General features: G+C 44.5%; 9 protein-coding genes and 1 pseudogene. 2 read left to right on the forward strand and 8 right to left on the reverse strand.

Annotation, left to right across the window (positions count from 1 at the left end; translation table 11 throughout):
- Nucleotides 1–23: 23 nt before the first annotated feature.
- The 7 genes and pseudogenes from alr to HXT35_RS01800 all read right to left on the reverse strand — a co-directional run bounded on the left by alr (nucleotide 24) and on the right by HXT35_RS01800 (nucleotide 7,992).
- Complete coding sequence (gene alr, locus HXT35_RS01770; RefSeq protein ID WP_004574503.1) at nucleotides 24–1,403, reverse strand: alanine racemase; 1,380 nt, start codon at nucleotides 1,401–1,403, stop codon at nucleotides 24–26.
- Nucleotides 1,404–1,488: 85 nt separating this feature from the next.
- Nucleotides 1,489–2,028, reverse strand: coding sequence for a histone acetyltransferase (locus HXT35_RS01775; protein WP_004137551.1), 540 nt, complete (start codon nucleotides 2,026–2,028; stop codon nucleotides 1,489–1,491).
- Nucleotides 2,029–2,081: 53 nt separating this feature from the next.
- Nucleotides 2,082–2,576, reverse strand: coding sequence for an S-ribosylhomocysteine lyase (locus HXT35_RS01780; protein WP_004126783.1), 495 nt, complete (start codon nucleotides 2,574–2,576; stop codon nucleotides 2,082–2,084).
- Nucleotides 2,577–2,692: 116 nt separating this feature from the next.
- Nucleotides 2,693–4,387 (reverse strand): ABC transporter ATP-binding protein, encoded by a 1,695-nt coding sequence (locus HXT35_RS01785; protein ID WP_004126780.1) that lies wholly within the window; start codon nucleotides 4,385–4,387, stop codon nucleotides 2,693–2,695.
- Complete coding sequence (locus HXT35_RS01790) at nucleotides 4,384–5,238, reverse strand: ABC transporter permease (protein ID WP_032843384.1); 855 nt, start codon at nucleotides 5,236–5,238, stop codon at nucleotides 4,384–4,386. The genes HXT35_RS01785 and HXT35_RS01790 overlap by 4 nt, the downstream gene beginning before the upstream one ends.
- A 13-nt stretch (nucleotides 5,239–5,251) precedes the next feature.
- A pseudogene (locus tag HXT35_RS01795) lies at nucleotides 5,252–6,204 on the reverse strand (ABC transporter permease).
- 63 nt (nucleotides 6,205–6,267) lie between these two features.
- Entirely contained in the window at nucleotides 6,268–7,992 is a 1,725-nt protein-coding gene (locus HXT35_RS01800) for an ABC transporter substrate-binding protein (protein ID WP_004126777.1), read from the reverse strand.
- A 414-nt stretch (nucleotides 7,993–8,406) separates the two neighbouring features.
- Here HXT35_RS01800 and pdxS point away from each other — a divergent pair, with 414 nt between their 5' ends.
- Both pdxS and pdxT read left to right on the forward strand, forming a co-directional pair.
- Entirely contained in the window at nucleotides 8,407–9,240 is an 834-nt protein-coding gene (pdxS, locus tag HXT35_RS01805) for a pyridoxal 5'-phosphate synthase lyase subunit PdxS (protein ID WP_050543253.1), read from the forward strand.
- Between the two features lie 59 nt (nucleotides 9,241–9,299).
- Nucleotides 9,300–9,905 (forward strand): pyridoxal 5'-phosphate synthase glutaminase subunit PdxT, encoded by a 606-nt coding sequence (pdxT, locus tag HXT35_RS01810; RefSeq protein ID WP_004126771.1) that lies wholly within the window; start codon nucleotides 9,300–9,302, stop codon nucleotides 9,903–9,905.
- A gap of 348 nt (nucleotides 9,906–10,253) precedes the next feature.
- Here the strand turns inward: pdxT and pgi are convergent, their stop codons facing one another.
- A complete protein-coding gene (gene pgi, locus HXT35_RS01815; RefSeq protein WP_421788255.1) occupies nucleotides 10,254–11,948 on the reverse strand; it encodes a glucose-6-phosphate isomerase in 1,695 nt (564 codons plus the stop codon).
- Between the last annotated feature and the right edge of the window lie 305 nt (nucleotides 11,949–12,253).

A 12,253-nucleotide genomic window follows, 5' to 3' on the forward strand; every position in this document is an offset into this window, starting at 1 on the left:
GTCTTAAAACAAACAGTAACAAGTTATATAAGACTTTTTGCGTCCAGTTTTGAAATATCGCTAGAAGATAGCACTTCGTAAGCATTGCGGTAGAGACGAGGCACGCGAGCGCCAATTCCAGTCATAATTTCGTAGCTGATTGTTCCTGCAGCTTTTGCCCAATCGTCTGCAGTAGGCTCAGCAAATTCCAAGCCTCTTCCAGGTCCAAAAAGCGTTACAGTATCGCCTTCTCGAACACCTAACTCTGCAGCATTGCCTTTTAAATCAACTATGAACTGATCCATGCAAACTCGCCCAGAAACGTTCACAATTCGAGCACCATTATTTGTTTCTACTCTAACCGGACCACCTGGCTTATTAACATGACGCGCACCTTGCATATCGAATCCAGAAGCAGAACGCAAAATTCCGTCAGCGTAGCCAAGCGGCACAATAGCAGTACTCGTATTATTTGGAGTTAAATACGTGCGTCCGTATGAAATTCCATGTCCTTCTTCTACAGTTTTTACAGTGCCAAGCTGGGCTTGAAGAGTCATAGCAGGCTGCAATCCGTAAGTTTGAGAAGTTCCCATTGCAGGATCCGGCTCGTAGCCGTACAAACCGATTCCTGGGCGAACAAGCTCAAAACGAATTTCTGGACGATTAAGTGTTGCAGCAGTATTTGCTAAATGACGGATTTTAGGCGCTAAACCAGCTTCTTTCATGCGTTTTGTAAACTCGTGGAATTGTTGGATTTGTCGGTCTGTTGCGTCTACAAATTCTGGAACGTCTGGAGAATCTGCCACAGCTAAATGACTCCATTGGCCAATAACCTCGATCACACCTTCGCTAGAGTATTGACGCAATTTTTCTAAAGCGGCACTAAAACCTTCTGGAGTAAAACCGTTTCGCCCAAAACCTGTATCGACTTTTACGTGTACGCGCGCAGGCTTTCCTAAAGCACGTGCAGAGCGAGCCACAGCGTCGAGAGAGTCAATAGATCCAACAGAAATATCAATATTTTCTGAAATTAAATCCGCAAATCTGGTAGTTGGAGCGCTTGTAAGCCAAGTGAGAATATGGCAGCGGTTTGAATCAATACCAGCTGCACGCAAACGTAACGCTTCGTATGGTTGAGCTGTGCCAAGCCAAGTAGCACCTCCAGCTAAAGCTGCGAGCGCACTAGGAATAAGCCCGTGACCGTATCCGTCTGCTTTTACTACCCCCATAACTTCCGGCGCATTTTTGCCAGGCTGCAAATCTTGACTAACGCGCGCAACCAAAGTGCGCATATTATCTCGGAGCGCCTTCAAATCAACGATTACCTGACCTGGGTATGTACTTAAAGCGCCAGCATAGTTTGCTTCTAACATTGCCGCATTACGTGCACTATTACTTGCCGCATGACTTAAATCTGTACTCATAACTCACCTAACTGATTTAGTATGCTTTTAATGCTACATGCTCTTTTGTATACTCTCCATAAGCTTTTAAGAACACACGCGCATTTCATATGACATGATTAAGTGTTTGCATCCATTGATATGCAATACGTACTGCACTGTGTACACGATCTGGAATAACGACCAATCCACAACGACTAAACCCTGCACGCGTAATTACTTTTTGCATAATTACGTTATCTGGATGTGTGTCAATGCGTACATTATTATAGTTTTGCTGCACCCAATGCAAGCACGCTGTTGCCATTTTTGGTTTTATTCCCGAAGATGCTAAGCGGTGAATTGTTACATAGGGGGAAATATCATCAAGCCACGCACCGTCAATACTGGCATACACTTCATCAACACCTTCGCATAATGCGAATTGCGCTAGAATACGCTCGTTACATGATTCTGGGTCCTCGTCAACAATCAAATAGAAACGTTTTAAACGAATATCCTCAATAACACTTGAAACAAGTGGAAAACTATTCCCCCACTGATGAGGATTGCCTGTAACACGCATAAATTTGCGAGCATTTTCATAAATATGCTCAATATTTCGCAAGTCACCAAGAGTTGCTTTTCTCAATGTTACATCTTCCATGTCAACCTCTAAAAGAAAGCAAATAAAACTACGCAAAATTAGCTAATTATTACTTACACAAGTTTGCGCTCAAAAGGATCCGAACTAATTCCCTTCGCTAGAATATCTTTACACCATTGACTAGCACCAAATAAACTGTGGTCTCTATAGTTACCGCAATATTCAATAGTTGTTGCAGGAACATCATCCCAAGTCGCCTTAAACGCAATAAACTCAAGAGATTCCTTTAAAGCGCGCGCCACATCTTCTGTGCTGTGTTCGCCCCAAGTTAGCAGATGAAAACCAGTTCTGCAACCAAAAGGCGAGCAATCAATATAGCCATCAATACGCTCGCGAAGTAACACTGCAATCATATGCTCAATTGTGTGCAAAGCTGCAGTAGGAATTGCTTCCTCATTAGGCTGCGTTAAACGAATATCATAGTTGGAAATAACATCCCCATTAGGACCTTTTTGCGTATTGATATAGCGCACATAAGGTGCTTTTACTTTAGTATGATCTAGTTCAAAACTTTCTGGTCTAGGTCTAGACGCATCCTGCTTATTCATAAGTATTCCTTTCGCTTAACTACACAATAAACAACGTACTCTTTACGCACTAAGTACTTCTATAGTAGACGGTAGTTGCCTAATTAGTTGAAAGATTTATTAGTTGAAAGATTTATTTACATGATTGCCGCGTTTACGAGAGCACGAGTGTAGTCATTTTGCGGACTATTTAGAACATCGATTACTCTTCCAGATTCCACAATTTTTCCATCGTTAAGAACAATTACGCGTGTTGCTAAATTCTGAATCATACCTAAATCGTGGCTTACGAAAACACACGACATTGTTGGGCGCTCTTTTCGAATTGCCGCAAAAGCTTCAAGAATACGAGTTCTTTCAGCAACGTCAATTGCACTCATTGGCTCGTCTGCAACCAAAATTCGAGGATTATTAATCAGTGCGCGCGCAATAGCAACACACTGAGCCTGACCTCCAGAAAGCTCATGAGGATAACGTGCCAAAAAATCTTTAGGATTTAATCCTACTATTTGCAACATTTCTTCAACTCTGTTGCAAATAGTTGCATCGTCTAATCGAAGAGATTTTCGCCAAATATTAAGCGGTTCGGCAACACTTTTTAGAACAGTCCAGCGCGGATCTAAAGCCGCAAATGGATGCTGAAAAACAAGAGAAGTTTCTTTACGAAGCGCACTATAATAGGAAATTTTTTTGTGATTTGCAGAAGAATTCACTATTTGTGAATCATAAGTAACAATTCCATCTGAAATTTTTTGAAGACCTAACATTGCGCGAATAAGAGTTGTTTTACCAGAGCCAGAACCGCCAATAATAGCAAGCGATTCTCCTTTGAAAAGCTCTAGATTAACACCCTTCAAAACTTCTGCGCGAGCTGAGGCACGACCCAAAGTAACGTGAATGTTTTTTGCAGTTAAAAGCGCAGAATTTTCGCGACTTACACTTTCCAGACTTACACTTTCCAGACTTACACTTTCCAGACTTACACTTTCCAGACTTACACTTTCCAGACTTACACTTTCCAGACTTACACTTTCGCGACTTACATTTTGAGAATCTATTTTTTGCGCTCTTAAAGTCAACTTTTTAGCAGCATCAACCAATTGCTTAGTTGAAGTAACGCGCGGATTTTCAAGCAAATCTTGGACTTCTGCACTGTCAACCAATCGCCCAGAATCAAGAACATAACAACGTTTAGCAGCTTTTGAAAGCACAGAAAAATCGTGAGTTACAAAAAGCATAGAAGCGCCCATGTTGTCAACAAGCGAAGTCAACATGTTAACAACTTCTTTTTGAGTTACACTATCGAGAGCAGTAGTAGGTTCGTCAGCCAAAATAAGCCGCGGAGAAGTAATTAAAGCTGTTGCAATACCAACTCGCTGCAGCTGTCCGCCAGAAAGTTCAAAAGTGCGTTTAGAAATAATATTCTGCGGCAAACCAACCTTTTCAAGCATTACGCAAACTCTATTATGAACGTCATCTGCATCAAGTTGGTAGTGAATGCGCAAAGGAAGCGAAATCTGTTCCTCAACACTTAGCATTGGATTAAGCGCGCGATTAGCCTGCTGAAATACCACGCCCACGTATTTTCCTCGAAGGCGAGCAAGATTCTCATCACTAGCGCCAACAGTTTGAACTCCCCCAAGCATGCAAGATCCAGAAATTTTAGTTTCAGACGGAAGCAAGCCGGTTGCAGCGCGAAGAAGCATAGATTTTCCAGAGCCAGAAGCCCCAACTAAGCCAACACGCTCACCATCTTCAACATGCAGCGAAACGTTGTTAAGAATAGTTTTTTTACCAAGATTTAACGTAAGATTTTGAATATTTAAGCTCATTTTGCGCCTACTTTATTCATACTTTTTGCGCAAGGATCCAATACTTTGCGCAACACGTCACCTAGCAGATTAAGAGCAACAACAACTATTGTTACGATTAATCCCGGCCATAGAACAGCCAAAGGATTGACGTGAATAAGCGTTACGGAAGTTGCCAAAACACGCCCCCAGCTAGGAACTCCCGACGGCACACCTACACCCAAGTAAGTTAATCCACTTTCTGCCAAAATCACCGTACCTGCAGAAAGAGAAAGCTGCACAAGCGCTACAGGCGTAATATTAGGGAGCACATGACGAAGTAGCACATATCTTCTTGAAGCGCCTTGAGAAATAGCTGAATTTACGTAATCTGATTGCAAAACAAGCTTTGCGCTTGGACGCACAATACGAGCCAGATTAAAACCGTATCCAAATCCACAAGCAATCACAATCACCAAAACGTTTGCGCCAAACGGAACCGCAAGCATAAGAGCAATCAGAACAGTTGGAACAGAAATAAGAGCATCAACAGCCATAACGCTTGTTGCACGAATAATTTTATACTGCGAAATCATAATGCTAAGCAAAACCGTGCCAATTAAAGCAGAAATCATAACTGTGCAAACAACTATAACAAGCTCCACTCGAGAACCTGCCATAAGCCAGCTAAGCATGTCGGCGCCAGTTCCATCAGTACCAAGTAAGTGTGCCAAAGACGGCTTCTGCCACACTTCGTAGCCGTTTGTTTTTAGAAGAGAATAAGGAGTCCAAAACAGTGAGATTGCAGCAATAGCAAGCCAAAGAAAAAGCGTTACGCATACGAATTTACCAAAAGAAGCACGCCATATACGTTTTAGAATAGTAAATTGCATCTTTTTCACAAAATCACCTTGACAACCTAGGGTCTAGCAGCCTGTGAGCAATATCAACTGCAAAACCAATTAGCAGAAAAAGAGCCGCAAGCATAAAAAGTTCACCCTGCACGGCAATTAAATCGCGCAAACCAACATCTCGAACCAAACCCATACCCATTCCAGGTAAAGAAAACAGGTTTTCAATAACCATCACACCCATAACCATGTGAGCGAAAGTCAAGCCAATAACAGAAACTAACTGAGCAAGAGCCAGACGCAAACCAACTCGCCAAACAACCTGCTTACGAGTCATTCCGCAAGCCATTGCTTCAGCAGCAATTTCACTATTAGCAATATTTTCAAGAATTGCTGCAGTGTAGCGCATAAAACTAGAGCCAACAATAATTCCAACCGTAATCGCCGGCAAAAGCAGAGACAAAAACGCTTCGGAAAAATCACTCCAGCCGTCAGTTGGAAAACCCTGAGTAGGAAGAAGACCCACTACGCCAACACCTTTGCCAAATAGCAAAATAAGAATCATTCCACCCCAAAGAGCTGGCACAGATCCTGCAGAAATAGCAGTAAATCGAGAAACCACTTGAGATAGCTTCCCTTCATGAGTTACCTTAAAACAGCCAAGTGGAATACCAATTGCGAGCGCAATAGCAAGTCCCAAAAAATCAGCGGAAACGTTATAGTAGCACGGCCTAAAATCATTGAAACCACGGGCCTGCCCGTTAGAACAGAAACGCCGAAATCTCCACGCATAACACCCAGAAGCCAATCGGCATATTGAGTAAAAAGTGGCTTATTTAAGCCGAGTTCGGCGCGTAGCTGCTCCACCTTTCCATGAGGGGAGTTAAGACCTGCCATAACTTGCGCAACGTCTCCCGGAAGAACACGAAGCGCAAGAAAAACAGCCGCAGAAATGCAAAACAAAGCCACAATAAAAAGCAGCAAACGTTGGCATATCATGCGAAACATTAATAACTCCCCTTTTTGCATCAATTTTTAATTACTTGTTTAACTTTTGCTTCAGCCTTTTAATTATTTAACTAAACGAAGGTTGTAAAGCGGCAAAATCTCCTGATTCATGTCAAAAGGCATTCCTTCAAGATTCTTTACTTTTGCAGTTACAACGCGATAGTTAAACAGCCAATCTGCAGGCGCATCCTTGCTAATAATTCGTGCAGCTTTCTTAAGCAGCTCGTACGACTCATTCTCATTCGCGCAAAGCATTGCCTTCGCATACAAGTCCTGAACCTGCTTATTATCGTAACCGTAGTAGTAAGTAGGATCCGCCCACTGGCCAAAATCGTGGCTTTCGTTGTGGTCAACCATCGACAAATCGTACTGCTTATTCTTGTACACGTCCTGAAGCCAAGTTGTAAACTCAACAACATTCACGCGCAAATCAACACCAACAGCTTCAAGCTGCGAGCGCAATTGGTCACCAAGTTGAGTGCCGTAAATATTCGGGTAAGTAAGCGAAAGTTTCAGAGGATGCGACTTATCGAAGCCTGCATCTTTCATAAGAGACTTCGCGCGATCAATATTATGAGGGTAAAGCTTAGTTAGATCCTCATAACCTGGGTCAAGAGATGGGATTGGGCCACCAAGCGCCAAATCTGTGCCGCCTCGAGACGCAATAATCTGCTTATGATCAATCGCGTAACGAATAGCTTTTCGCACACGAGCATCCTTCGTATGCTCGCCATTCATGTTCATAGCAAGCACGAACTTGTCTGTGCCGTTTCCAGCTCGAACAACATAACGCTTAGAATCATCCTTAAACGGCTTAGCAAGCTGACCGGAAATAGGAGCAAGAGCTTTAACGGCTCCAGAAGAAAGCGCGTCTACAGCAGCGTTGTCATCCACAAAGTAGCGAACAACAACTTTTTCGGTTTTAGCAGGATGAATACCCTTATAGCGCGGATTTGCCTTTAACACAACGCGATCTGAAGGCACGAACTTTTCAATTAAGTAAGGTCCTGAGCCAACCGCCTGCGTTTTAGCGTCGTATTTAGCTGTTTTATCAAACACTAAGCCTGCTCGAGAGCACAAAGCCCACAAAAGCTTCGCATTTGGCTCTTTAAGCGTAATTTCAAATGTGTAATCGTCCTTCGCTTTTGCAGACTCAACTTTTCCAACCATATTCGAGCCGCGATACTGCTTAGAAACAAGCTCATTAAATGACCACGCAGCATCCTTTGCAGTAAGCTTGTGACCGTTAGAAAACACAGAATCCTTACGCAAATAGAAAGTGTAGCGTAAGCCGTCTTTGCTTACTTCCCATCTTTTTGCCAAAGAAGGCGAAACTTGGTTCTTTTCATTTCTCGCAACCAAACCCTCGTAAACGTTACCAATAAGAAGCTGATCTAGCGAAGAACCGGACTGGTTTCTAATATCTAGGTTCGTAGGAGAAAGTTTGAGTCCGATTGTGACGGTTTTGTGTGACATTGTAGACACAGCGTTTTGCGACTTGAACAAGCTTGGGTCAGTTACCGTTGCAAAAATAGCGCTTATTACAACAATCGCAACAATTACTATTGTAAATAGCCAAGGCTTGCTTAGCTTGCGATTTTTTGATGAAGTGTTTGATTTTGCAGCTGCATTAAGCGAGTCGTCTGTACTTGATTTAGACGCATTATCTGCAGACGCGCTACCTGCAGACGCATTGTCGTAAGAATTAGTTGCGTAAAATTCACCAGAGAATTTTTCAGTCGCGCCGTTTTCTTCGTGCACGCCTTCCTCGGGTTTTGCGTTACCCATACCATAAACCTTTCTAAATGGTACTAAGTTATTTAGTTGTTATTTATTATTAATTGTTTTATGCTCGACGCTTGATTGAAAATTAAATAAAATCAACCCTAAGTCGCCGGCAGTATTAATCGTAGCGCAAGCTAAAAGCAGGCTCACCGTGCAATCATCCAAAAAACTAATGAAAAATTTGTATAAATACGATTTTAAGAACGCACAAGGTTGTACTATTTATTAGGCATATATCCTACGAATGTGATTAAATTCCAACAGAACATAAACTTGCAAACGTGCGCAAACACATTTAATACAAAGCGAGGAATGATGACTGAGAACTTGAATACTACAGTAACTGTAAACGAATCCTCGGATCCGCAAAACCAAAGCGGCGAAGACCGTACAGCATTGAACCGCCAGCTGGCTCAAATGCTTAAAGGCGGCGTAATTATGGACGTCACCACCCCAGAGCAGGCACGAATTGCGCAAGATTCTGGCGCTTGCGCAGTTATGGCCTTGGAGCGTATTCCTGCTGATATTCGCGCAGCCGGCGGCGTTTCTCGAATGAGCGATCCAGCAATGATTCACGGCATTCAAGAGGCTGTGTCTATTCCTGTTATGGCAAAATGCCGTATTGGTCACTTTGTTGAAGCGCAGGTACTTGAAGCTATTGAGATTGACTACATTGACGAAAGCGAAGTACTTTCCCCAGCTGACGACGTGTACCACATTAATAAGCGCGATTTTGCTGTTCCTTTTGTTTGCGGAGCTAAAGATTTAGGCGAAGCTTTGCGCCGAATCAACGAAGGTGCTTCCATGATTCGCACTAAGGGTGAGCCTGGAACTGGAGACGTGATTCAAGCTGTGCGTCACATGCGCATGATGAATTCCGCTATTCGTAAACTAACCAGCATGCGCGAGGACGAGCTTTTTGAGGAAGCTAAGAATTTGCGCGTACCATTTGAACTCGTAAAATATGTTGCACAAAACGGAAAGCTTCCTGTAGTAAACTTCGCTGCAGGTGGCGTTGCAACCCCAGCCGACGCTGCTTTGATGATGCAGCTCGGCGCTGAAGGCGTGTTCGTTGGCTCCGGCATCTTTAAGTCGGGCGACCCAGCAAAGCGCGCTGCTGCAATCGTAAAGGCTGTGACTAATTACAAAGACGCTAAGATGATTGCTAAGCTCTCCGAAAACTTGGGCGAAGCTATGGTTGGCATTAACGAGCAGGAAATCAAGCTCTTGATGGCCGAACGCGGCGAGTGATAGTCAAGCGACTAAGCTAAGTGACTAAATCAAGTAATTAAGTCAAGTAATTGAGGCGAATGATTTTGGCAAACTCCCCTACTATAACTTCAAACGCAACCACTCCTAAGACTGTAGCTGTTTTAGCAGTTCAGGGAGCTTTTCTTGAGCATCGCTTAATGCTTGAAAAATTAGGCGCGCGCGTTATTGAGCTTCGTCAAGCGCGCGATTTGGAGCAATCTTTTGACCGCTTAGTACTTCCAGGCGGCGAAAGCACCGTGCAAGCTAAGCTTCTTCGAGAGCAGAATATGCTCGAACCTTTGCGTGAACGCATTGCAGGTGGAATGCCTGTTCTTGGCACTTGCGCAGGCTTGATTTTGCTGGCGAAAAACGTAGAAGGAAATGAAGTCAACGGATTCGGCACATTGGACGTGACTGTTAAGCGCAACGCTTACGGCCGCCAGCTGGGAAGCTTCCACTGCGATGCTAATTTTGGCGATCTTGGTGCAGTCCCAATGACGTTTATTCGCGCGCCTTATATTGCAGAAGTCGGCTCTAATGCTGAAGTTCTTGCAACTGTTGACGGTCACGTGGTGGCAGCGCGCCAAGGAAATCAAATCGGCACGTCCTTCCATCCGGAACTTGACGACGATACGCGAATCCACCAGCTTTTCTTGAATCTGTAGTTGAATCTGCGCGCATAGGCGACTAAAACTACTCACGCGCGCGCGCTGTTTTGGTCGGAATCTGCCGCAAAAACGACCTAAACTACTCACCCGCGCGCTGTTTTAGTCGAAATCCGGCTAAAAAGCGACCTAAACTACTCACGCGTGCGCCGTTTTGGTCGGAATCCGGCTAAAAACCGACATAAACTACTCACCCACGCAAAGAGCCATTAATCTACGTCTAGATATGACGAAATTTCTTTATCTAAACAAAAACCTCTTGATGAATGACTAACACTCACCAAGAGGTTTTAAAATTCTAGGCAAATAGATAAACCTTGTTCGATCTACTTGCTATTTGCTTGCGATCTACTTGCGATGCGCGCGGTAGAAGCGAATCAAGCTCTGCGTAGAAGCATCCTGAGCTGCCAAAGCGCTATCGTCCTTAGAGATTGCAGGAGTAATCTGCTTTGCAAGCTGCTTGCCAAGCTCCACACCCCACTGGTCGTAAGAATCCAAGCCCCACACAGTGCCTTCAACGAAGGTGATGTGCTCGTAGAGAGCAATAAGCTCACCCAAGCTAAATGGGGTCAAAGAATCGCCAAAGATGGAAGTGGTTGGACGGTTGCCGCTAAATACGCGAGCTGGAACAATCTCCTCTGGAGTACCTTCAGCGCGAACTTCGTCTGCAGTCTTTCCGAAAGCAAGAGCCTTAGTCTGTGCAAGATAGTTGCCCAAGAAGAGCTCGTGCACATCCTGATCGCCATCCTTAGTAGGATTTGGCGTGTTTACAAAAGCAATGAAGTCAGCTGGAATAAGCTGAGTGCCCTGGTGAATCAACTGGTAGAAAGCATGCTGGCCGTTAGTGCCTGGCTCACCCCAGAAGATTTCGCCGGTTTCGCTTGTTACAGGAGTGCCGTCCCAACGAACCGACTTACCGTTGGATTCCATGGTGAGCTGCTGCAAATAAGCTGGGAAGCGGTGCAAGTACTGATCGTATGGAAGTACAGCGTGGGAAGCAACCTTGTAGAAGTTGCGGTACCAAACGTTGAGCATACCAAGAAGAACCACAACATTCTTCTCGAATGGGGTTTCAGCAAAGTAAGTATCGATTGCATGGAAGCCCTTCAAGAACTCTTCGAAGCGCTCTGGGCCAAGAACAACAGCCAAGGAAGTGCCAACAGCGGAATCCACAGAGTAGCGGCCGCCAACCCAGTTCCAGAAGCCAAAGGCGTTGGTTGGGTTGATGCCGAACTCTTCAACCTTTTCGAGGTTTGTGGAAACAGCAACGAAGTGCTTAGCAACAGCTTCAGCCTTCTTTGCGTCGCTTCCGTCAATAGCGCCGCACTCCTGAAGCTTATTAAGCAACCAGGTACGAGCGGTACGAGCGTTGGTCAAAGTTTCCAAAGTGGTGAAAGTCTTGGAAACGATGATGAAAAGCGTGGTTTCTGGATCCAAATCCTTGGTCTTTTCGGCCATGTCGTTTGGATCAATGTTAGAAACGTAGCGAGCGCTAATACCAGCGTCGGCATATGGCTTCAAAGCTTCGTAAACCATGACCGGACCCAAATCAGAACCGCCGATACCAATGTTCACAACGGTCTTGATGTTCTTGCCGGTAACGCCCTTCCAAGCGCCGGAGCGAACTTCGTTAGCGAAATCGTAGATGCGACCCAAAACTTCACGAACATCTGCAACGGTATCCTGGCCGTCAACAATGAACTTGCCAGCATCCTCTGCAGGACGACGCAAAGCAGTGTGCAAAACTGCACGATCTTCAGTATTGTTAATGTGCACGCCGGTGTACATTGCCTTAGTGCGCTCGTCAAGCTTTACAGCCTTCGCAAGGTCGGCAAAAAGCTTAAGAGTTTCAGGCTTGATTAAATTCTTAGAAAGATCGAAGTGGAGATCTCCAGCTTCGAAGCTCAACTTATCCACACGATTTGCATCCTCTGCAAACCACTTCTTCAGGCAGACGCCTTCTGACTGCAACTCGTCGTAATGCTTCTGCAATGCAGCCCACTCTGGGGTCTTTACGGCGTCAACTGGCGGATTGATGGCCATTTCTAGGTCCTTTCATTTCTTCAACTGACGTGACAACAATCGTCACTATAGTCCACTTCACAAGATACTCACAAAAGCAGACAGAAACACGCGAAGCTTAACACAAAAATGAACACAATAACACTGATAATCCGCGCGAGCATTTCCCACATTTGGAGGTCTACGGCGCGTTAAACCCTCCAACATGAGACAAACACCCCACATTTGGAGGGTTATCTGTTGCACGGCGCGCCAAATTAGACAAATCTAAAAAAATACGATAAAATACTTTTCTTGTGCGCGAGTCGCGAATGCGTCTCGGGCAA

Origin of the sequence: Gardnerella sp. DNF01141 (assembly GCF_049244255.1) — a bacterium.
GTDB classification, from domain to species: Bacteria; Actinomycetota; Actinomycetes; order Actinomycetales; family Bifidobacteriaceae; genus Bifidobacterium; species Bifidobacterium vaginale_E.